This window comes from Rhizobium sp. Leaf306, assembly GCF_001423425.1.
GTDB classification, from domain to species: Bacteria; Pseudomonadota; Alphaproteobacteria; order Rhizobiales; family Rhizobiaceae; genus Neorhizobium; species Neorhizobium soli.
Window position 1 is genome coordinate 411,675 of record NZ_LMNX01000003.1, and the last position, 21,954, is coordinate 433,628.

Below are 21,954 nucleotides of genomic sequence, written 5' to 3' on the forward strand. Positions count from 1 at the left end.
AGGGTCAACCGCCAAACAGTTCCGCGAACTTTTCCTTGGTTTCCTTGTCGGCCTTGAGCATGGCATCGCTATCGGCGGGCAGGATCTTCAGTGTGGTAAGCGCCGGGTACCCTTCCGGCTGCGCGACACCGGGCAGGATCGGGAAATAGCCCTGGGCGGCGGCCTGTACCTGGGCTGCCTTGGAGAGCTGCCAGGCGACGAAGGTCTTGGCTGCCTCGACCTGATCGGACCCCTTGAGCACGGCGACTGGCTGGGTGATCGAGCTTACACCTTCTGCGGGAAAGACGAAGTCGACGGGTGAACCCTTCTTCTTGGCGTTGAGGGCCATGTATTCGATGATGATGCCGTAGGCCTTTTCGCCGCGCGCAACGGCTTCGACAACCGTGCCATTGCCCTGGCCGGCAACGGCGCCGGCCTCGGCCAGCTTTTCGTAATACGCCCAGCCGAATTCAGGCTGCTGCGTTACCGTGCCGACATGGATGACGGCCGCACCGGAATAGAGCGGGCTTGGCATGATAAGGCTCTTGGCCGCATCGGCGGCAAGCAGGTCGTTCCAGCTCTTCGGGGCGGTCTTCACGAGGTTCGTGTTGTAGATGATCCCTGTGGTGATCACCTTGGTGCCGAAAAAGGTCTTGTCGGCATCGATGAAGGCCGGGTTTATGCCCGCAACCGGAGCGTCGGTAAAGGCCAGAAGGCGGTCGTCGTTCTTCAACTGCGTCATCGCGACGGTATCAGCGATCAGGATGACGTCGGCCGGGCTGTTGCCAGCGGCATATTCAGCCTGCAGCTTGGCCATGACCTCGGTCGTGCCGGAACGGAAGAGTTCAACCTTGATCTCTGGATGGTCGGCGTTGAACGCCTCGATGACCTTGGTCATCTGATCCTGCGGCTGCGAGGTGTAAACGGTGATCGTGTCTGCGGCCGCGGCCTGGAAGGCGAGGCCGGCAAGAATGGTTGTGGCGACGAGCGTGCGGAAGAACATGAGAACCTCGTTGATAGGGCAGATTGTTATGAACGCGGCCCCGCCCGGGCGATGGGGAGACGGCCACCGGTTCGGCAGGTGCTGTTTCGCCTAGCTCACAGAGATGACGGCAGAACGACAGGTTGACGATCGACCAGTGACACGGCCGGCCCAGGTTTGGCCTGTTCCGCCGTCGCCGATCACCCAGCCGCCCGTAAGGACGAGTTCGATCGATGTGCCGGGCGCTAACCGCTCCTCGAGCGGCAGGCTGACGACGTCGCCGTCAATCTCAGTCGGCAGACAGTGGCTGAGGAAGACGCCGTTCTGAAAGACCTGCCCCAGGAGCTCGACCTTCAGGTGGCCGCCCTCAGGCACGCGCTTGAAATCGGAGGCATGACAGCACAGCCAGCCATAGCCTGTCGGGGCCTCGCCCGGCATGTCGAGGAGCTGCTGGCCGAGCATGACCTTCGTTCGACCCGCTCCGGACTCAACCACTTGGACCGGCAGCGTCCGTCCCCGACCGATGAAACGGGCAACCATGCTCGAAGACGGCTGGCGGTAAAGCTCTTCCGGCGTACCGAGCTGCTGTAGCCGGCCCCGGTCCAAGACGGCGACATGCGTCGCAACCGCCATCGCCTCGTCCTGATCATGGGTGACGAATACGAATGTGGCGCCGGTCAGACTATGGATGCGGCGGAATTCCGCGAGCATGGCCTCACGCAAGTGAGAATCGAGATTGGCAAGCGGTTCATCGAGCAGGATGAGTTGCGGTCTGGTTGCGAGCGAGCGAGCAAGCGCTACCCTTTGCCGCTGTCCACCCGACAGTTCGTGCGGTCGGCGGCCATCCAGCCCCCGAAGCCCGACGACGTCCAGAACCTCATCGATGCGTTGGTTTCGCTCCTGAACCGTGAGCCCGGCGACTTTCAAGCCGAACTCGATATTTTTTCGTACGGTCATCGTCGGCCAGAGCGCATACGACTGAAAGACCATGCCAACGCGACGCTTTTCCGGTGGGACAAAGACGGCATCACCGGCGACTAACTGATCGTCGAAACGGATCTCTCCTTGATCGGGATGCTCAAGCCCGGCGATCAGGCGCAGAAGAGTGGTCTTGCCGCAGCCTGAAGGTCCAAGCAAGGCGAGAAACGCTCCGTCGGGTATCGCGAGCGAGACGCTATCCAGCGCTGTGAACTGGTCGAAGTGCTTCGATATCGCGTTGAGGCATAGATACGGCACGTAATCGCCCTCCGATCGTCAAGATCAGATTCCACGAATATGTGACGTGTGGATGACGGTCAGGTGCGAGGCATAGCCAGTTCCGACTGGGTAGGGCAGTAGAACGAGGTCGATATTCTCGCTATCGAATTCGTACTGAAGGCCATCAAGCCCTTGGAAATTGCTGTGACGGACGTGCCCGATGGACGCTGAGTGCGTCGGATCGAGCGGTGCCTATCTGCACTCAATGGATGCCTTTAGACGGTTCGGGTAATGTCGCGTCCTCTCGAATGGCCGGAATAATCGAAACCGTGCTTTCGAGCCGGTTTCTCAGTTCCTGTGAAACAAGTGGAGCCGGACTGTTTTCGTCATCTGTCTCCTGAGTTTCTTCATCGACCCCCAGCGAGGACAGGCGATAGTCGATAGCAAGCGCGTAGATCGCTTCCAGCAGACCCCTCTCCTTGATGTCCGGGTCGGACAACGCAAACAGGGAGGCTTTGACAATGCGTTTGCTCGATGTCTTCGGGCATTCGTCTACGACATGAGCATAGAGTTCTTTGCCGGTTAGACCGTCGGCTGCGCCACTGACGAGCGCCTCGTAGACCTTGTTCAGTTTCTTGCCCATGAGGACGATTCCTTTTTCGGATGAAAGTTCGGTTCCGATGACGACGGTGTGCGAATGTCGTTCAGGGCAAATTGATCCTGACGACTGCCCGGCCTGGTGTCAAACTGGATCGGACAGACCTCGTGTCAGGATCGCACACGGGGCAGCCATCATGGCTCTCAAGTCCATCAGGGGACGCCCGCCCAGGATTCCGCAGACGACTGCTTGGGCAAGGCCATCTTATTCCTCAAGCCGCGTCACAAAACTGAAATAGACCAGGGATAGCTGGAGACAGCATTGTCGCTTCGGCGCGTGTTGCGCTGATCGAGAGTGTTACCTGGAGACCCGGTCGTTGAGAACCCATCTCGAAGTTGTGCATGCTTTATCGGATCTATTGCGACGATTGCGGCTGAGGCCGCCGTCGCAGATTCGGTTTCGCACGATCGCAAACACGCCGACGACAGTGAAGTTTTCCAGGCACGAGCTACTCAACGCTCTCTATGCCCTTGAATACGAGGGTGTTATCGCACTCCACAATGATCACAGCTTCAGTGTGCTGAAGCCCTCTTCCGCAATCTAGCCGAGGGGGCAAGTGAGCTGCGCCGCACCGGCACGCACGCGGCTGTGTCACAGTAAATTCACACTCCGTAGACATTTGCTTAAGAGCCGAAGGGCATTGATGCCGCTGTTTTCTTGCCTTTGAGGTCTAAGCCTTTGCTCTTCGCCCATCTTCGAATCTCGCAGCGCGTCATGCTCCTGGCGGCGATGGCGCTCGTCGGTATCATCACGATCTGCGCCATCTTTATCGGTCAGCGCCACGTCGAGCACGGATATCGTGCCGCTGCAGATGCGCTTGCCGAGAGCAAAGCCGACGTTGCAAGCCTGTCGGCCAGCGTGAGCGCCAGCTACATGTTCCAGCAGGCATTCCTGCTCGAAAAAGAGATGGCCAGCACGGAAAAGTTCAAGGCAGCCGTTTCTCAAGGTCGTAGCGTGCTGGCGAGCCTTCGTCGTTCCGCCACTCCTGATCTCGCAGCCCAACTCGACCAACTGAGCATTGGCCTGACCGCCTACGAAGCAGCGTTTGATACGCTTGTGAAGAACAATCAGGACCTTGGTCTCGATCAGGACAATGGCTTGCAGGGCGCCATGCGCTCGGCGGTTCATTCGATCGAGGGACGTCTGGACTCCGTCGACGATACCGCTATTCGCGCCAGCATGTTGATGCTGCGGCGTCATGAGAAAGACTTCATACTGCGTGGCGATGCCTCATATCTGCAAAAACACACAGAGGAGGCTGAGACATTCGCGACGCTTGTGAAGAACGCCTTCCGCCCAGGCGCGCAGCGCAGCCGGGTGCTCGATGGCCTGGAAATTTACCGATCGGCATTTCGCTTTTACGCCGAAGCCAGCATTGGGGAAGCAGAGACCCGCAAGGATGTTGCAGCTGCCTACCTTGCGTTAGAGCCGCAGGTGCAGGCTGTCAGCACAGCTTACGAAACGGAGCGCGAGACTATCCTCGTGGAAAATGAAAGAGTCGCGTCTCGCAACCTTACCGTCGTCGCCGGCCTGGTTCTGCTGGCGATCGTCGGGCTTGGTGGCGGCGTCTGGATTATCGGCCGGTCCATTACGCGGCCAGTCGCGGCGATGACCGGTGCCATGGGTAAACTCGCCGAGGGACAGACGGATCTTGCGATCCCGTCGTTTGGATCTCGCAGCGAATTCGGTGCCATGGCCGGCGCGCTGCACACGTTTCGGGAGGCGGCGATCGCCAACCGTCGTTTGGAAGAAGAAGCAGCGACCGTACGGGCCAACGCGGAAGGTGAACGCGTCCGCCTGCAACGGGAAGCAGAGACCGAGGCAAGGGCACGATTGAGCCATGCAACCGGAGGTCTCGCCGAAGGGCTGCGGCGTTTGGCAAGCGGCGATCTCGCTTTCGAACTGACCGAGCCATTTGCGCCGGACTTCGAAAATCTACGCCGCGATCTCAATGCAACAGTCGCCCAGTTGGCCGATGTCATGAGCTCGATCGCCCATGCAAGCATTTCCATCGAGGGGGGAAGCCGCGAGATCGCCTCGAGCGCTGACGATCTGTCCCGCCGTACCGAGCAGCAGGCCGCATCGCTCGAAGAGACCGCGGCAGCGCTCGAACAGATCACTGCCAATGTCGGCAACGCGTCGCGCCGATCGCAAGACGCCCATCGTATTGCCAGCGAAACCAATGCCGCGAGTGAAAGCACAGCTGTGCTCGTTTCAAATGCGTTGAAAGCCATGGCACGCATCGAGATCTCGTCGACCAAAATCGGCGGAATCATCGGCGTGATCGACGAGATCGCCTTCCAGACCAATCTTCTGGCTCTCAACGCCGGGGTCGAGGCGGCAAGAGCGGGGGAGGCAGGACGAGGATTTGCGGTGGTTGCCCAGGAGGTCCGCGCTCTGGCAGGACGGTCGGCGGAAGCCGCACGAGAAATCAAGCAACTGATCCAGACGTCTGACCGAGAAGTTCTAGACGGCGTTCGCTGCGTCCGTGAGACCGGCGAAGGACTGACCGAAATCACCGGCCGCGTGGAAGCGATCACCACGCAAGTCGAAGCGATTGCCCTTTCGGCTCGCGAACAATCCGTCGGCCTCAACGAAATCAACATGGCCGTCAACATGCTCGATCACGGAACACAGCAAAATGCCGCGATGGTCGAGGAAAACAATGCGGCAAGCGCACTGCTCATGAACGAGGCGCAACGCCTACGCGGTCTTGTGGGCATGTTCCAGCTCGCGGTGGAAACGTCTTCGCGTGACACTCACGCGCGTGGGGTAGACCGCGCTGCGTGATTGAAACGAGGTTCGCGGAAGCTAGTAAAACATCCGCCGAAAGGGCAGGATCGCTGCTCCCATGGCGGCTGCGTCGCTCGGTATCTCCGACACAATGAGCTTCGGTCCACCCCGATGGGCGCCGTAACGGGGCCGATCGAAGATCTTTGTCCGTTCGATCAGCATCAATGCCAGCTGGGCCGGGATCTCGCCGCCGAAGACGATTGCTTGAGGGTCCAGTGTGGCGCGAATGGCATTGACGAGGCGGATATAGGCCGGCGTTACGTCTTCCACCCAGTCCGACACGCCAGGCCAGTCACGATCGAAATGGCGGCGCATAAAGTGGATGGATGGTACATGGACTCCATTCCGATTGATCCTGTCGATCAGATGTTGCAACGCCGGCCGGCGGTCCGTCTCGACTTCATCATAGAGGCCGGAAAACTCGCCGGCATTGCCCCTTCCTCCATGCAGCAACTCTCCGTCGATAATCACGCCGCCGCCGAAGCCATAGTTGAAGCTCAGATAGGCGAAATGCCGGATGAAACGGCCGATCCCGAACATCGATTCGGCGATGGCACCGGATTTGCCGCCGTTGATCACCCAGGCAGGCCGATCGAATAGATCGGTGATGATGGGGCCAAGCTCGATCATCGACCATTCGTGCAGCGGCAGCGGTGCATTGTGACGCGTGCCATCGACATGATAGCCGGCAATCGCAAAGCCGACGCCGAATAGGTCGTCCTCAGCCAGGCTGTTCTGGCGCTGCAGATCGATGACCTGCTGTTTCACCAGTTGAAGCGCCTGCTCCATCGTGGTCTCGCGCAGCGGCACTTCCCGCTCGCCAAGAATCGCGCCGGCCAGATCGATCAGGCAGATGCCGATGATGTCGGTATTGACCGAGATGCCGCAGGCATAGGCATGGGCACCATTCAGGTGCAGCATCGGGCTGGGTTGGCCGCGCCCCAGGCCGGGCCTTGCCGAACCAAGGCGGATGATGTTGCGCGCAGCCAGGTGATCGAGGATGCGGTGAACGGACTGCTGGGTAAGATCGATATGGGCGGTGATTTCGGAGCGGGAGATGCCGGGATTTCGCCAGATCAGTTGCAGCAGACGGCGCTCGTTTGAGGAAACGACCGCTGTCTCGTTTGCTCGAAGAAAGCGAGTGGCGATCAAGGCCTCGGGGATGTATTTGCCTAGCACGCGCCAATCCACTGAACGGGTGTAATAATCGCGATGTCTCCATCTGCAACACGGCCTATTTTAGAAGCCGGGGAATGAGATTTCAAGCCCGGACCGTCGTCACGTAGTTGTTACACTCAAAGCGTAATAAACCGCCACGAAGACCGGGCGGGGCTCGGTTACGCAAGGGGCAAGGGCGATGATGAACAAATTCACTCTGGCGGCTGTGGCTGCCGTTATGGCGGGTGCCGGGTCCGCTCAGGCAACCAATTTCGAATTCTGGTATGGCAATACCGGCCCGGTCGAAACTGCGATCAAGGCTCAGTGCGATGCTTTCAACGGCTCGCAGAGCGAGCACAAGGTGACTTGCGTCGGCCAGGGCTCATACGAAGTCTCCATGCAGAAGGCGATCGCCGCTTACCGCGCCAGGAACCATCCGGTTCTCATCCAGTTCTTCGATGCCGGTACGCTTGACTTAATGCTGTCCGATGCCGTCGAGCCTATCCAAGATCTGATGCCCGAGGTGAAGTGGGACACCTATATCGCCGGTGCCCGCACCTATTACGAAACCTCCACCGGCAAGCTTTTTGCCCAGCCTTACAACGCTTCGACGCTTTTGTTCTACACGAACAAGACCGAACTGGAGAAAGCCGGCATCACCGAGACGCCGACGACCTGGGAAGGCATTATCGAAGCCGCTCGCAAGCTGAAGGCTGCGGGCCACGCGTGCCCGTTCGTCACCGATGGCGACACCTGGCGTGTCCTCGAGCAGTTCTCCGCCCGCCATGGCCTGCCGATTGCGACCAAGCACAACGGGTATGACGGGCTTGATGCGGAATACCTCGTCAACACGACGTTCGCTGCCAAGCATCTCGCCAACCTGGTCCAGTGGCGCAAGGAAGGGCTCGTCCGTCTGGCCGCCGACACCAAGGCCGGCAATTACACCGCAGCCTTCAATGCCGGTGAATGCGCGATGATGGAACAGTCCTCCGGTTCCTATGCTGCGGCTTCCAAGGCCTTCGACGGCAAGTACCAGCTGACCGTTTCGATGGCCCCGATGTACGAAGGCTTTCAGCGCCACAACACCTTCGTCGGCGGTGCATCCATCTATGTCATGAAGGGCCACGACAAGGCCGAGATCGAGGCCGCCAAGGCTTTCCTCGACTTCCTCCGCATGCCCGAACAGCAGATGTTCTTCACGGCCAACACGGGCTACGTGCCTGTCACGACCGACGTTCTTGATGCAATTGCCAAAAGCGACGAGGCGAACTCGCCCAAATACGCGACCGCCAAGCTCGGTGTCGAATCCATGAACCAGCCCGGGACGCCGGATACCCGCGGCATCCGCCTCGGCTTCTACGTGCAGTTCCGTGAAGTCTTCATGGAAGAAACCCAGAAGGCGTTTTCCGGTCAGCAGACCATGCAGGTCGCTCTCGACAACACCAAGAAGCGCGGCGACCAGCTGCTCCGCCGTTTCGAGCAGACCTACAAGGGCAAGAAGCTTCCCTGAGCTCTCTTCATCTTTCACAGCATGGGGCGGCTCGCGCCCCATGCCATCCTTCTGTTCCGGAGCTTACGCCATGAAGTCGGAATCGTCCCTGTTTGGCCATCGCTGGCTGCCGCTTCTGTTCGTGGCGCCGCTGATGCTCCTGATCGTGCTGTTCTTTTACGTGCCCGTCTTCCAGGCCTTCTACTGGTCGTTTTTCCTGGAGCAGCCCTTTGGCGGCACTTCCGAATTTGTCGGCCTGCAGAACTTTCAGCGCGTGCTGAGCGATCCCGAATTTTGGGCCGCCACCGGCCGTACGGTCGTCTTCATGCTGACGGCGTCGTCGCTTGCGGTCGTCGTGCCGCTGATGCTGGCGATTGCGGCCGATCGCAAGATCGGGCTTTCCTATACCGCGCGCAACATTCTCGTCTGGCCGAAGGGCGTTGCCGGGGCCTCGATCGGTGTCGTCTTCGCCTTCATCTTCAATCCCTTCGTCGGGCTGATGGCGCCTCTCAATGCGCTGTTTCCGGGCCTCTGGAACCCGGGCATTGATGGCACGGATGCCTTCATCACGCTCGTCGGCGCGCATGTCTGGAGCGGCATACCGTTCAACTTCGTCATCCTTCTGGCCGGCCTGCGCTCGATCCCCCATACCATGTACCAGGCAGCCGCGATGGACGGTGCCGGCCCGTGGCGGCGTATCATCGACGTGCAGCTGCCGCTGATCATGCCGCATCTGTTCCTGACCTTCGTCCTCGAATTTACCGAGAGCATCACCTCCGTCTTTGCCCTGATCGACACTATCACAGGCGGCGGTCCTGGCGGTGCAACCACGCTGCTGGTCTACAAGATCTATGTCGACGGCTTCCGCGGCTTCGATCTCTCCGGCGCCTCCACCCAGACGGCCATCCTGATGGTCTTCGTCCTTCTTCTCGCAGCCTGCCAGTTCTTCTTCCTCGGCCGGCGCATCAACTACGAGCGCTGAGCCATGGTCGAGAACGCCCGCTCCATCAATATCGCGGCCAGCATCCTGCTCGCCATCGGCATCCTCTATATCGTCGGCCCGCTATATCTGACGCTGTCGACAGCCTCGCAATCCTACGAATACATGCTGCGCAACGGGCTGGCCTCGCTTCCGGGCACAGAGCTCATCGCCAATATGAGCAAGGTCATCCACGAGACGAACATCCCGATCCAGATGCTCAACAGCGTGATCGTGGCCTTTTCCAATGGGCTCGCGACCTGCGTGCTGTCGTTCCTGTCGGCCTATGCGATTGTCTATTTCCGCATCCGCTGGGCAGGTGTCGCCTTCGCACTGATCCTCGCAACGATCATGCTGCCACTCGATATCCGCGTCATCACCACCTATCAGGTCGCATCGAACATCTTCTCGCCGCTCAATGCTATTCTGGATGTCACAGGCCTCAACAGCTTGATTGAAACCGCTTTCGGCTCGCCGGTCCATCTCGAACTGAGCATCCTCGATACGCATTTCGGCCTGACCGCGCCCCTGGTCGCCCACGGCACCGGCACATTCCTGTTTCGCCAGTTTTTCATGACGCTGCCGAAGGATCTGTTCAAGGCGGCGCGCATGGATGGGGCAGGGCCGATCCGGTTCCTGTTTGATATCCTTCTGCCGCTTGCGCGCACCAGCTTCGCCTCGCTGTTCGTGCTGACCTTTCTCAGTGGCTGGACCCAATATCTGTGGCCCCTGGTGGGCGCCTCGACACCGGATATGCAGACAGCCGTGGTTGGCCTTGCCCGCCTCGTGCCCGACGCAGACGGCCGGGTGCCCGATTTTCCGATGATCATGGCCGGCGCCGTGCTTGTCTCCCTCGTCCCCCTCACGATGATCGCTCTTTTGCAGCGCTTTCTCGTCCAGGGCCTCGTTCTCTCGGAGAAATGATCCCATGATCGCTATCGACACAGCCATTCGCGCCGCGGCAGCCGAGATCGAGCTCATCGGCGTCACCAAGTCGTATGATGCCAAGAACGTCATCATCCCGCCTATCGACGTCTCGCTGCGCCCCGGAGAATTTACCGTTGTGCTCGGGCCCTCCGGTTGCGGCAAGTCGACGCTTCTGCAGATGATCGCCGGCCTCGAAAGGGTATCGGGCGGCAAAATCGTCATCGGCGGCCGCGAGGTGCAGGATTTGGAGCCGAAACATCGCGGTTGCGCCATGGTCTTCCAGAACTACGCGCTTTATCCGCATATGACGGTCGCCGAAAACATGGCCTACAGCCTAAAGGTTGCCGGTGTCTCCAAGGCCGAGAGGGCTGAACGCGTTGGCACTGTCGCGACGATGCTTGGCCTTGCCGATTACCTCGCTCGCAAGCCGAGCCAGCTCTCGGGCGGCCAGCGCCAGCGTGTCGCGATCGGCCGTGCCATCATCCGCGAACCCGGCGTGTTGCTGTTCGATGAGCCGCTGTCCAACCTCGATGCCCAGCTGCGCCATGACATGCGCGTCGAACTCACCGAGCTTCATCGTCGCATCGGTGCGACCAGCGTCTTCGTCACCCATGACCAGGTGGAAGCGATGACGCTTGCCGATCGCATCCTCATCCTCAACAAGGGGCGCATCGAGCAGTTCGATACGCCGAAGGTGATCTACCACAATCCGGCATCCGTCTTCGTTGCCAAATTCATCGGGTCGCCGCCGATGAACGTTCTTCGGGTCACGGGCGATGGTTCCCATCTGCGGCTTGCCGATGGCCAGGTCGTCGCGGACTTCGCGCGCAAGGGGGATTTCCAGCTCGGAATTCGCCCGGAAGATATCACCGTCGGCGCAGGCGGGTCGATCAGGACCGAAATTCGCTACCGCGAAGATCTTGGTTCTCATGAGATCCTGGAGACGACGATCGCCGAGCAGAACCTGCGGATCGCCATGCCATTCGGTGTCGAGTTCGATACGACCCAGACGCTGCAGCTCTCCTTCCCCCAGGCGCGCCTGCATCTCTTCGATGCCGACAGCGGCCGCGCCATTCCCAAAGCCTTTGCCGAGGGCCGACCGGCATCTGTGAAAGAATACCAGTGATCTACAGGGAATTTATTGCCGACCAGACGCGCGATTGCGCCGTGGTTGCGCATCGGGGGATCTGGCGCGCTGCGCCTGAAAATAGCTTGGCCGCCATCGAACTGGCGATATCCGGAGGCTACGATGTCGTGGAGATCGACATCTGCCGGTCGGCCGATGGTGGTCTGTTCCTGCTGCATGATGAGACGCTGGAGCGCATGACCGGTCTCGATCAGAGGCCGGAGGCGCTGACTTCAAGCGGGCTTGCCGCCCTTCATTTGCGCGACCGCGATGGGGGCGAGGAAAACAGCGTCACACTGGAACGACTGCCGAGCCTCGGCGACGTGTTCGAGCTGACCCGCGGGCGCATTTTCCTGCATCTCGACGTCAAGGATCGCAAGGTGATCCCGGATGTGATCGCTCTCGCCAGGGCCATGGGTTGCGACGGGCAGGTCAACTGCTGGGCATCCTTGGAAAGCAGCGAAGACCTTGCCTGGATCCGCCAAACGATCCTTCCCCATGATGTGCTTTTCCTGGCCAAGACCCGGCTCAACGTTCCCGATGCGGACAGGCAGCTGGCTTTGCTTGAGGAATTGTCGCCTTCCGTCTGCGAGATCTATTTCGATTCGCTCGAAGAGCTGGAGGCGCTGAAGCCGATCACTGGAAACACCGGTATGGCGCTCTGGGTCAACACGCTCGATAGCATCGCCTGCGCCGGCTTTACCGACACAGCAGCACTTGCCGACCCCGATGCCGTCTGGGGGCGGCTGATCGATGCCGGCATCTCGGCGATCCAGACCGACGAGGCGGCGGCTCTCAAATCCTATCTCGCGGCTCGCCGCGCCTGAATACGCTCTAAGGAAACCCACATGACGCATTATGTAGACTATATCGCCGACCGGAACCGTGATCCGGCCATCGTTGCCCATCGCGGCGCATGGCGCGGCGCACCGGAAAACAGCCTGGCCGCAATCGAGCGCGCCATCGCGGTCGGCGCCAATATCGTGGAGCTCGACATTCGCAAGAGCGCCGATGGCGAGCTCTTCATCATGCATGACGACACGCTGCTGCGCATGGCCGGAATCGACCGCGATGCGGAGACGTTCACCATCGCCGAACTGCAGGCGATCGCGTTGCGCGAAGACGATGGCGGTGAACACCGCGCGACGACGGATCAGCGGATCCCGACGCTGAAACAGGCGCTTGAAATCATTCGCGGTCGGATTTTTGCAGACCTCGACCTCAAGGACCGCGACCTGTTTTCGGAAGTTGCCGCCTGCGCCCGCGACATGGGCGCTGCACCTTACGTCGACCTGAAGACATCAGTGATGACGCGCGAGGATCTGAACTGGGTGCGCGCCCAGACCATCCACGGCGTGCCGTTCATGGCGATGACTGACTTCACGGCGAGCGGGTTCGACACCACGATGGCTCTGCTCGGCGAGATCCAGCCGTTCATGTGCGAAATTCACTTCGATCATCTCGATACGATCTCTGCCAACCGTCAGCGTTTCCTCGGTGCCAAAATGGCCCTGTGGGTCAACACGCTCGACCAGGTCGGCAGCGGCGAATGGCGCGACGACAAGGCGCTGATCGATCCCGACAGCATCTGGGGCCGGTTGATGGATGCAGGCATCAGCGTCTTCCAGACCGATAGGCCGGAAGAACTGAAGGCCTATCTCGCGGAGCGCCGCACATGAAGGCCGTCAGCGACGAGCTCCTGGCGGGGCTGATGAACGATATGCACGAGGTGGCGCAGGCTGAAATCCTGCCGCGGTTTCGCGCCATTACGGCCGATGCCATCCGTGCCAAGACGGCCGCCGACGATATCGTGACCGACGCCGATATCGCGGCCGAGCGCGTGCTGAGCGAGCGACTGGCCGCGAGGTTTCCCGGGATCGAGATCATCGGTGAGGAAGCCGTCTCAGACGATGCCTCCATCCTGTCGCGTCTTGCCGATGCGGATCTGGCTGGTGTCATCGATCCGGTCGACGGTACTTGGCATTTCGCCCATGGCACGCCGATGTTCGGCAGCATTCTTGCCATCGTTTCCGGCGGAAAAACCATCGCCGGCATCATCCACTATCCGGTTTTGGGCGACTTCCTCGTCGCGCGGCCGGGCGAGGGCGCCTGGCATGTCTCCGAAGACGGAACCCACACCCGCCTTACTGCTGCAACACCGACACCGATCGACGAAATGCACGGCTTCATTCCGCTGCATATGTTTGAACCGGACATGCGCGCACAACTCGCGCCGCGCGTCTTGAAGTTCCTGCGCGTGACGACATGGCGCTGCTCGGCCTGGGAATATCGAATGCTGGCGACAGGTGCGATGAGCTTCTGCCTCAACGAGAGTTTGAAGCCATGGGACCATGCTGCGGGTGTTTTAATTCACACGGAAGCAGGTGGCTATGCAGCAACTCTTACGGGCGACGCCTACAGGCCGACCCTGAAGGTTGGTCGTCTGTTGGTTGCTCCTGACAGGGTGTCCTGGAATGCCCTCGTTGAAGCGCTTACTATCGATTGAAACGTGACCCGTCCGCGCATGGTCAACAGTTTATAGAGGTGGTGGCAGACATTGTCTAAACTCAACTCTTTACAGCGATCGCCCTTGGTGAGCCGTACTATGACCCGGCTCCTGCCTGCCGAGAGACCAGCGATTTGAACGCCTCTTTCTCGTTCAGATACGCGCGATAGGCGATCAGCCCGGACAGATAGTGTTCCACATCGTCGATCCTTACGCGAAACGCGTGGTGGCGGATGTAGAACGAAGCCATGATCCGCCTTGGGTTGCGCATGAACATCGCCACCTCCGGGTAGAAATGACCGTTCAGCAGGTAATGAGCGCGTTTTTCGAGCGCTACCTCGAACGCTGCAAGGTCGATCTCGCCGAGGAGCGGAACCAGATCCGGGTTGTCAGCAATCCGCGACAGCGCCTGCCGGGTTGCCATCATCAGTTCCAGCAGTGTCGGAAAGGTGGTGATGCGATTGGCGACAAAATCGAGATAGGTGCTGACATTTTCGACGCAGAAGCGGAAATAGCGTTCCTCCGGCCGAAACAGCGTCAGTTCGTTGGCGCAATAACCCAGCCAGTGGTCGTGATATTGCGTGTAGTTCCGGCGCAGGAAATGCTCGAAAGCCTTTTCAACCGCGCCGAGCCAGCGGATGTCGTGGGTGAGCGCATAAAGGCGCATCAGCGCGAAGGCGGCCTCGCCGTCGTAATAGACAGTGCGGAACTCGGCCTTGGTGGAAAGGTCCGGGTAAAGCAGGACGTGGCGGAATTCACCGGTCTTTGCGTCCTGCATATGAACGATGCCGGTGGCGAGTTTATCCATCAGCGGCAGATATCGATCGTCGCTCATGACACTTGTATATTTCGCGAGCGCCAGGAGGAAGACGGCATTGCCGCCGAGCTTTATCTCCGAACCGACGTCGATCAGAAAGGCGGCCTCGGCCCCATCAGGCAGTCTCGCGATCCGGGTAAGATGACCGGTCAGCTGCCCGAGCGAGCGCTCTATTGCAGCTCTCGTCTTGCTATCCCTCGTTACCTCGTAAGCTTCGATCATTGCATAGGTCGTGCTTGCATGGCGCAGGACATTGTAGGTGCGGATCTCGCGGTCGAAGCACGGGTGATAGCCGTAGACGAACGCGCCGTCCGGCTTGACCTGAGACGCAAGATAGCTGGATGAGGAGTCGATCAGCCGATCGAGCATGGCACGATCAAGCGGCTGACCTTCACGCTGACCGCTTCCCGCACCTTCGCCGCAAAGACGGTAGTGTCGGCCTTCCTCATCGAGAAAAAAACCGCTCGTTGTAAACGCCCAGAGCGGTCTCGCCTCGGCGAAATCCGTTTCGAACGCGTTTCCAAATCGTGTCTTCGCATAGAGCGCGAAGTTTCGTTCGTTTAGAACGCAGTGCTCGACCTTGTTGCCACCATAAAGCATGGCGTTGGCGTTCAGTTCGTTGTCCAGGAACGCGGTTTCGAATTGGTCGTTGAGCGACAGTCCGAGCCGGAAGTAGTTTCTCTTGGTGCGACCAAGCTGTTTGTGGAGGGTCTTGACCGTGATCTTCTCGATCCGCACTGGCCAGTCGATCCGCAACAGACGGCCGTCGAGCCTCTGGCTGTCCAGGAGGTCGCCGGCGGCGCTTAAAGCCTTTTGCCAGGCTGCGTCAAAACTGTCGGCGCCGACCGTTGCAACGGACGCTCGTCTGTCTCCGTCGCTGATCGAGACAAACAGCACATAAGCCGGATGCGGTGCGTCGAGTGGTTGGATGACCTGCCGAACAGGGTCTCGAAGGCGATCCAGCCGCGCAAGGCCGAAAGTTTCTGCGGGCATGGTCACCTATCGCTCGCGCAGCGCCTCGCGCGCCTTGTTGAAGGGTTTGATCAAGTAGTCCAACACACTCTTGCTGCCCGTGTTGACATCGACGGTTGCCACCATGCCCGGAACGATCGGCAGGCGCGTCCCTTGCGCGGTCACCAGCGCATCTGTGGTGGTCTGCACGAACACACGGTAATAGAACGTGTTGGGATCGACCTCGTCGCGCATGGTATCGGGGGAAATCGCAGTTACCCGTCCCTCCAGCCCGCCATAGACGGCGTAGTCATAGGCGCTGATTTTGACGCTGGCGCGCTGATCGGGGTGAATGAAGGCGATATCGCGTGGCGATATACGCGCTTCTATCAGCAACTCGTCGTCCAGCGGGATGATATCCATCAGCTTGCCGTTTGGCGGCACGACGCCACCGATCGTCGACACCTCGATATTCTTGACGATGCCCCGAACCGGTGAGCGATGCGTCAGGCGCTGCAGGCTGTCGGACCGTCCCTTGATGGTCGAGGACAGCGATGTGATGTCGGAATTTGCCTTGGCGAGTTCCTCGCGGGCGCTGAGGTTCTGCTTGGCGGCGATATCGACCTTCTTCATTTCAAGATCGACCAATTCCCGCTTCAGCCGGATGATCTCGACATTGCTGGCGGCGCCGATCTTGGCAAGCGACTCGCTCATTTCCAGCTCGCGTTTGGCCAGCACGATCGCTTGTTCCATCCATTCCAGAGACTGTTCAAGGCTTGTCGTCCGCGCCTCGAATTGCTGGGTTTCCGAACGGATCAGATCCGGATAGGCATTCAGCTCGGTCGGAAAGGTCAAAGGTGTCCGGTTGATCTCGGCCGTCAGGCGTGCGGCGGCCGCAAGCGAGGCACGGTATTTGGCCGATGATTCACCGACATCCGATTCGGTGATCGTCGGATCCAGCTGCGCCAGAAGCTGACCGGTTTCTACAATCTGGTTTTCGCGAACAAAGAGCTCCGAAACGATGCCCCCCTCAAGCGACTGGATGACCTGTTCGCGCCTGATCGGAACGACACGACCCGCGCCGGTGGAGACCTCTTCAAGCATGGCGAAATAAGCCCAAACCGTCGCGATTGTCAGGAGGATCATGGCCAAAAGAATGACGGTCTTTGCCTTTGACAGCTGGACATCGTCCTCGTCACCGAAAGCCCACCCGTAGTCCGAAGCCTTGTCGCTCGAGATCTCTGCCATGTCTTCAAATCCCGCCAGACGTGTTGTGAACAGGAACCAGTTTGGGTGGCACTGTTTTTTCTGGGGCGAGCGGCTTGATGCCCTTCAGCGTCGTCATCGCATCTGCCTTTGCCTCGTCGAGCACCAGCTGACCCTTGTCGAACACCATCACCCTGTCGACCAGTTCCAGAACCCGCATGCGATGGGTTGCGATGACAACCGTCTTGTCGCGCGACCAGGTCTGGAAGCGCGATATGAACAACCGCTCCGTGGCCTCGTCCATGGCGGCTGTCGGCTCATCGAGCAGGACGACATTGGGATCGCGCACCAGCAGGCGGGCGAGGAGGAGCGCCTGCAGCTGCCCGCCGGACAGCCCGTTGCCGCCCTCCTGCAACGGGTAGTCCAGTCCCTTCGGCAGCGCGCGGATAAATTCGTCGGCACCGACGATCGAGAGCGCGTCGAGGATTGCGGACTGGGAGGCGTTGGAGGCACCGAGCGTAACGTTCTCCCTCAGGGTCCCGTGGAACAGGCGGGAGTTCTGGGTCAGCAGCCCCACGTCACGGCGCAGATCCGACGGATCGATATGTCTCAGCGCAATATTGTCGAGCATGACTTCGCCGGAACTCGGTTCGATCATCCCAGATAGCGCCTGCAGAAAAGTCGATTTCCCTGCACCGTTCTTGCCCAGTACGGCAATCTTGTCGCCGGCGGCGATCTTGAGGCTTCTCAAGACCAGAGCCGGTTTACCGGCAGGCTCCGCGTGGTGGAACGCGGTCGATCGAAACTCGTAGGTTCCGGCAATGGCGGAAATAGAGATGCGTGTCTCGGCGACCGGATGGTCGACGGGCATCTGCATGATCGCGTCAAGGCTCTTCAGCCCGATTTTTGCCTGCTGGACACGGCTGAGAACCTGGGTGAGCTGCGCCATCGGCGCCATCATCCTGGAACCGAGAATGGAGCAGGCAACAAGCGCACCCGTTGTCATGTCCCCAGCCATGACGATCGGTGCGCCGAAGAATACGATGAACGCGTAAACGCTCGTCTGAACGCTGTGGCTCCAGCCGGTCAGAGACGACGTCAGAACGCGCATCTTCAGTTGGGCATCGGCATTGACCGCGTTGTAGTTATTCCATTTCTGCTGGAAGCGCTCCTCCGCCTGCAGCATCTTGATGTCTTCGATGCCCTGAATGCTCTCCACCAGGATCGCGTTGCGGAGCGATGCCTCGCGCATTGCAGCGCTGGCGCTCTGGTGCAGTCTTCGTTGTGACAGAATTCCAGGCAGGACAAGCAGCAAGAGTGCGACCGCCGGGATGACGACCAGCATCCCGCCCACGAACCAGAAGATGACCAGAAACAGGAAGAAGAACGGCAGGTCCGCGACCGCGGCAACGGTGGTCGAGGTGAACACCTCGCGGACCTGCTCAAGATCCCGCAACTGAGCAATGAATGTTCCGGTCGATCTTGGGCGGACGCTGTTTTTCACACGCAGCGCGTGGCCGAAGATCAGGTCGGACAGTCGCAGATCACAGCGCTTGCCGAGAATATCGATGATCGAACCTCTAATCTTGCGAACGACAAAGTCGAACAGCACGGCGAGCATGACGCCTGCAAACAGCACATAAAGGGTGCTCATGGAGTTGGCGGGGACAACGCGGTCATAGACCTGCATCGAGAAGATGACGCCGGCGAGTGACAGCGCGTTGGCGATCAGTGATGCCACCAGAACATAGCCATAGGGGCGCAGGTCACCGAGCGCGAACCGTCTGAACCAGCTTTCGTCATGCGGGGCGATATAGGTGTCTACCCTCGAGTCAGGTGTGGAGCGTGCCGGCCTGGGAATGGCCGCAAGCGTTGCCTCGGCACACAGCACATCGATCGCCAGCGTCGTTTTCAGACCGTTGTCGCCGGCAAAGACGACGGCGCCATTGCGTTGCGCATCGATGGCGACAACCGTTGCAACCGACCCGTCCTTGAGCTGCACGATGACGGGAAGCCTCCAGCTGGTCATCATGTCCAGACTGGGTTGAGCCAGCTTCACACGAAGCCCGAATTTTTGCGCGAGCCGCTGGACGTATTTCGCCTGGTCTTCCAGCGAATAAGCCGCCGCAGCCTTGCGGGCCGCTTCGATCGAGAAGCCCAGTCCGTAAATCCGGGCAACCTGCTCAAACATTTCGATCCAGCCGTCCGCCTGGTTCTGCTGCGCGACGTCGAACTGAGGTGTTGCTTGGGTCAATGCCGTGCCTTTCAAGCGTCTGCAAACGACGGGCGAGCGGGTGTCGTGCCGCTGCCGCAGAACCGGCAGCAGCACGACTGAGGGCTAGATCACTGAGGTACCGGCATGGTGCAGAGCGTCGTCGTCGAGCAGGCTGCCCACAGTTCCCCCCAGCAAGCCGCCATGCAGCACACTGTCTGCGGCCGAACCGTCCAGCAGGTCCACGGTCGTGTCCTCCAAGACCGTGGGGACGAGGTTGCCGGCAAACTCGGGCAGGTCGGCAACACCGACGGCTCCGGCGAGCCCGCCGATATCAAGGTCACCGTCCACGACAAGGCCCTGGTCTCCGCTTAGAAGTTCGTGGAGGCCAACGTCGATCGGCAGTGCGCTGACGCTCCCGAGATCGATGAACTCACCGAGATCGGTGCTCACACCATCCAGCGAGATGACGTCTGTCAGATCGCCAAACCGGCCGTGACTTCCGGTATCGAGATCCAGGAGGTCGAAGTCTGCGAACGCGGACGTCAGCATGCTCGGCTGCAAAGCTTCAGAGCCTGTATCGGCCGCCATCATCACCGACGTTCCGGCGACGGGCTCTGCCTGGTCGATGAGGATCGTCAACTCTGCTTCAACGACCTCTCCATTGGGATGAACGAGACGGTAGGTGAAGCTGTCGGTCATTCCATCGAGGCCGAGTGTGTCGTTCGGCTCATAGGAATAGCTGCCATCGGCAGAGACTCTGAGCGTGCCGTGATCACCAACGATGACGGTACCTGCGGCGGCCGGATCGACAAACACTGTCCCATTGGACACCTGGAAGTTGGTGAAGTTGGAGCCGAGCGTATCACCGTCCAGAACGTTGCCGACTGCCGCGACTACGCCATCGGAAATGACCGTTCCGAGGTCACTCGTCGACGTGGCGAGCTGCACGTCGATGTTGCCACCGATGTTCACGCCATCCTGCGATACCGTAACGCGGTAGTTGCCCGCTTCCAGGTCCTGCAGTTCCAGGCCTGTGGAGCCGCCAAGCAAACCGGCAAGCTCGGCCAGATTGGCACCTGTGCTGGTTTCGACGACCGTCCAACTGAGGTCAGCCTGCTGCATTTCGACGGTGATCGTCGTTGTCCCGAGGAGACCCAGGAGCTGGTCTGTGTCCGCGCCGATCTGAACCGTTGCCAAGGATCCGGCGGCCACCGTGAACGTTCCCGTTTCACTTCCCCCAAACAGTCCCAACGAGACATCGAGGAAGTCGGCGTTCACGGCCTCCGTCACCGGGTGAGTGGTCACGACGGTCGCCGCCCCAGCGTCGTCCGTGGCGACAATTCCAAGGCTCGCATCCGCCGTTGGATCAATCGTCGAGAAGGTGAGGTTTTGTCCCTCGCTGTCGATCTGAACATGCAGTTCCGCAGTCGAAGTCGCCTGGGTTTGCGGATCGAAGATCGTGTATTCGAAGGAGTCTACCCGTCCGATGCCGGCTGCATCGGGGTTCGGGGTGTAGGTGTAGCTGCCATCCTGGCTGATGACCAGTGTACCGTGATCTCCCTGGATGGTTGCACCTGCAGCGGTCACCGGTGTGGCATTGATGCTCTGAATGATGGTGCCGGGATTGACCGCGTCAATTTCGCCGCTGACACCTGCGTCGGTAATGACGTTGCCGCTGGCCGCAACTACGGCGATGGCGCCGATACTGGTTGTGTCGGTATCCGTCCCGGTGATCGTCAGCTCGCTTCCGAGGCCCGCACCCAGCAAGCCGTCATAGGCGATAAAGGCGCGATACTGGCCCGGTCCAAGATCCTCCAGGCTCACTGTCGGTGCACCATCCAGCAACTGCAGGTCCAGCAGTGTGGCATTGCCGGTGCCGGTGCCTGTGACGTTGGTCCACTGGACACCGTCAAATCGTTGGATGACCACCTGATAATCGGACAGAACGCCGAGACTTAGGCCCTCGTCGAGTTCGAAACGTGCATCGAGCGTATGGCCCTCCTCGACGTTGAAATCGATCGTTTCGACGTTCGGAAGCACCTGGAGGTCCAAGCCACCAAGGCTGACGGCAACGCCGTAAGTCTGGGTACCGATATCAACGTTGGTCACCACGGGGGAAAGGTTGATCGACGCGACGGCGGTATTGTCGTAGGCGGTTGTGTCTGCATCGGCATCGGCATCGGCATCGGCATCCGCGTCTGCGTCGGCATCCGCATCGGCGTCAGCGTCTGCGTCTGCGTCGGCATCCGCATCGGCGTCAGCGTCTGCGTCTGCGTCGGCATCCGCGTCTGCGTCTGCGTCTGCGTCTGCGTCTGCGTCTGCATCGGCATCCGCGTCTGCATCGGCGTCAGCATCCGCGTCGGCATCCGCATCCGCATCCGCGTCGGCATCTGCGTCAGCATCAGCATCTGCATCCGCATCGGCATCTGCGTCAGCATCGGCATCTGCGTCGGCGTCTGCATCGGCATCGGCATCCGCATCCGCGTCGGCATCTGCGTCAGCATCAGCATCTGCATCCGCATCGGCATCTGCGTCAGCATCGGCATCTGCGTCGGCATCTGCGTCAGCATCGGCATCTGCGTCAGCATCGGCATCTGCGTCGGCATCTGCGTCAGCATCGGCATCTGCGTCAGCATCGGCATCTGCGTCTGCATCGGCATCCGCATCGGCATCCGCGTCTGCGTCTGCATCCGCATCCGCATCCGCGTCTGCATCAGCATCCGCATCGGCGTCGGCGTCGGCGTCAGCATCCGCGTCGGCATCCGCGTCTGCATCTGCGTCCGAGTCATCGTTGTCGTCGCCACCGCCGCCGCCTCCGGAAGCGAGAGCTATTCCTCCAGCTCCAAGCGCGCCGAGTGCAGCAAGGCCGAGAATGGATGCATCGCCACCACCTTCAGCGCCACCCACCAACTGGTCGCCGCCGGCTGACTCGGTGAATGAGAAATCGGCTTCTCCGACGGTGTGGTTGCCA

Annotated in this window: 17 protein-coding genes; 9 read left to right on the plus strand and 8 right to left on the minus strand. The window is 60.2% G+C overall.

The window, feature by feature from the left end:
• Positions 1 to 4: 4 nt before the first annotated feature.
• The 3 genes from ASG19_RS15340 to ASG19_RS15350 form a co-directional block, all read right to left on the minus strand.
• Positions 5 to 982, minus strand: a complete 978-nt coding sequence (locus ASG19_RS15340) for an ABC transporter substrate-binding protein (RefSeq protein WP_062459092.1) — start codon at positions 980 to 982, stop codon at positions 5 to 7.
• Positions 983 to 1,072: 90 nt separating this feature from the next.
• Complete coding sequence (locus tag ASG19_RS15345) at positions 1,073 to 2,197, minus strand: ABC transporter ATP-binding protein (protein WP_082476353.1); 1,125 nt, start codon at positions 2,195 to 2,197, stop codon at positions 1,073 to 1,075.
• Between the two features lie 223 nt (positions 2,198 to 2,420).
• Positions 2,421 to 2,801, minus strand: a complete 381-nt coding sequence (locus tag ASG19_RS15350) for a hypothetical protein (RefSeq protein ID WP_174197535.1) — start codon at positions 2,799 to 2,801, stop codon at positions 2,421 to 2,423.
• A gap of 729 nt (positions 2,802 to 3,530) precedes the next feature.
• Here ASG19_RS15350 and ASG19_RS15355 point away from each other — a divergent pair.
• A complete protein-coding gene (locus tag ASG19_RS15355) occupies positions 3,531 to 5,606 on the plus strand; it encodes a HAMP domain-containing methyl-accepting chemotaxis protein (protein WP_062460412.1) in 2,076 nt (691 codons plus the stop codon).
• 21 nt (positions 5,607 to 5,627) lie between these two features.
• Here the strand turns inward: ASG19_RS15355 and ASG19_RS15360 are convergent, their stop codons facing one another.
• Entirely contained in the window at positions 5,628 to 6,788 is a 1,161-nt protein-coding gene (locus ASG19_RS15360) for an ROK family transcriptional regulator (protein ID WP_062460414.1), read from the minus strand.
• A 181-nt stretch (positions 6,789 to 6,969) separates the two neighbouring features.
• On the opposite strand from ASG19_RS15360, the gene ASG19_RS15365 reads away from it, so the two are divergent.
• From ASG19_RS15365 to ASG19_RS15395, 7 genes are all read left to right on the plus strand, one after another.
• Positions 6,970 to 8,277: an extracellular solute-binding protein gene (locus ASG19_RS15365; protein ID WP_062460416.1), complete on the plus strand. Its 1,308-nt coding sequence runs from the start codon at positions 6,970 to 6,972 to the stop codon at positions 8,275 to 8,277.
• Positions 8,278 to 8,347: 70 nt separating this feature from the next.
• On the plus strand, positions 8,348 to 9,238 hold the full coding sequence (locus ASG19_RS15370; protein ID WP_062459096.1) for a sugar ABC transporter permease: 891 nt from the start codon (positions 8,348 to 8,350) through the stop codon (positions 9,236 to 9,238).
• A 3-nt stretch (positions 9,239 to 9,241) separates the two neighbouring features.
• Entirely contained in the window at positions 9,242 to 10,159 is a 918-nt protein-coding gene (locus ASG19_RS15375) for an ABC transporter permease subunit (protein WP_062459098.1), read from the plus strand.
• A 4-nt stretch (positions 10,160 to 10,163) separates the two neighbouring features.
• Positions 10,164 to 11,288: a sn-glycerol-3-phosphate ABC transporter ATP-binding protein UgpC gene (gene ugpC, locus ASG19_RS15380; RefSeq protein WP_062459101.1), complete on the plus strand. Its 1,125-nt coding sequence runs from the start codon at positions 10,164 to 10,166 to the stop codon at positions 11,286 to 11,288.
• The gene (locus ASG19_RS15385) at positions 11,285 to 12,115 is read left to right on the plus strand and encodes a glycerophosphodiester phosphodiesterase family protein (protein WP_062459104.1); all 831 of its coding nucleotides are present in this window, start codon (positions 11,285 to 11,287) and stop codon (positions 12,113 to 12,115) included. The genes ugpC and ASG19_RS15385 overlap by 4 nt, the downstream gene beginning before the upstream one ends.
• 21 nt (positions 12,116 to 12,136) lie before the next feature.
• A complete protein-coding gene (locus tag ASG19_RS15390) occupies positions 12,137 to 12,967 on the plus strand; it encodes a glycerophosphodiester phosphodiesterase family protein (protein WP_062459108.1) in 831 nt (276 codons plus the stop codon).
• Positions 12,964 to 13,794: an inositol monophosphatase gene (locus ASG19_RS15395; protein ID WP_062459110.1), complete on the plus strand. Its 831-nt coding sequence runs from the start codon at positions 12,964 to 12,966 to the stop codon at positions 13,792 to 13,794. Before ASG19_RS15390 ends, ASG19_RS15395 begins: the two co-directional genes overlap by 4 nt.
• Before the next feature lie 97 nt (positions 13,795 to 13,891).
• Here the strand turns inward: ASG19_RS15395 and ASG19_RS15400 are convergent, their stop codons facing one another.
• From ASG19_RS15400 to ASG19_RS24485, 4 genes are all read right to left on the minus strand, one after another.
• A complete protein-coding gene (locus tag ASG19_RS15400; RefSeq protein WP_062459113.1) occupies positions 13,892 to 15,604 on the minus strand; it encodes a hypothetical protein in 1,713 nt (570 codons plus the stop codon).
• A gap of 6 nt (positions 15,605 to 15,610) precedes the next feature.
• Positions 15,611 to 16,810, minus strand: a complete 1,200-nt coding sequence (locus ASG19_RS15405) for an HlyD family efflux transporter periplasmic adaptor subunit (protein ID WP_062459115.1) — start codon at positions 16,808 to 16,810, stop codon at positions 15,611 to 15,613.
• A gap of 4 nt (positions 16,811 to 16,814) precedes the next feature.
• Positions 16,815 to 19,022, minus strand: a complete 2,208-nt coding sequence (locus tag ASG19_RS15410; RefSeq protein WP_244476189.1) for a type I secretion system permease/ATPase — start codon at positions 19,020 to 19,022, stop codon at positions 16,815 to 16,817.
• A gap of 84 nt (positions 19,023 to 19,106) precedes the next feature.
• A complete protein-coding gene (locus ASG19_RS24485; RefSeq protein WP_244476219.1) occupies positions 19,107 to 21,023 on the minus strand; it encodes an Ig-like domain-containing protein in 1,917 nt (638 codons plus the stop codon).
• On the opposite strand from ASG19_RS24485, the gene ASG19_RS24490 reads away from it, so the two are divergent.
• Complete coding sequence (locus ASG19_RS24490; protein WP_244476228.1) at positions 20,976 to 21,911, plus strand: hypothetical protein; 936 nt, start codon at positions 20,976 to 20,978, stop codon at positions 21,909 to 21,911. The genes ASG19_RS24485 and ASG19_RS24490 overlap by 48 nt on opposite strands.
• Positions 21,912 to 21,954 lie beyond the last annotated feature (43 nt).

Bases quoted from the DNA above. Each gene is read 5' to 3' on its own strand.
- ASG19_RS15370 (WP_062459096.1), top strand. From the start codon at position 8,348: ATGAAGTCGGAATCGTCCCTGTTTGGCCATCGCTGGCTGCCGCTTCTG.
- ASG19_RS15340 (WP_062459092.1), bottom strand. From the start codon at position 982: ATGTTCTTCCGCACGCTCGTCGCCACAACCATTCTTGCCGGCCTCGCC.
- ASG19_RS15400 (WP_062459113.1), bottom strand. From the start codon at position 15,604: ATGCCCGCAGAAACTTTCGGCCTTGCGCGGCTGGATCGCCTTCGAGAC.
- ASG19_RS15390 (WP_062459108.1), top strand. From the start codon at position 12,137: ATGACGCATTATGTAGACTATATCGCCGACCGGAACCGTGATCCGGCC.
- ASG19_RS15350 (WP_174197535.1), bottom strand. From the start codon at position 2,801: ATGGGCAAGAAACTGAACAAGGTCTACGAGGCGCTCGTCAGTGGCGCA.
- ASG19_RS15375 (WP_062459098.1), top strand. From the start codon at position 9,242: ATGGTCGAGAACGCCCGCTCCATCAATATCGCGGCCAGCATCCTGCTC.
- ugpC (WP_062459101.1), top strand. From the start codon at position 10,164: ATGATCGCTATCGACACAGCCATTCGCGCCGCGGCAGCCGAGATCGAG.
- ASG19_RS15395 (WP_062459110.1), top strand. From the start codon at position 12,964: ATGAAGGCCGTCAGCGACGAGCTCCTGGCGGGGCTGATGAACGATATG.
- ASG19_RS15405 (WP_062459115.1), bottom strand. From the start codon at position 16,810: ATGGCAGAGATCTCGAGCGACAAGGCTTCGGACTACGGGTGGGCTTTC.
- ASG19_RS15355 (WP_062460412.1), top strand. From the start codon at position 3,531: ATGCTCCTGGCGGCGATGGCGCTCGTCGGTATCATCACGATCTGCGCC.
- ASG19_RS24490 (WP_244476228.1), top strand. From the start codon at position 20,976: ATGGCCCTCCTCGACGTTGAAATCGATCGTTTCGACGTTCGGAAGCAC.
- ASG19_RS15365 (WP_062460416.1), top strand. From the start codon at position 6,970: ATGAACAAATTCACTCTGGCGGCTGTGGCTGCCGTTATGGCGGGTGCC.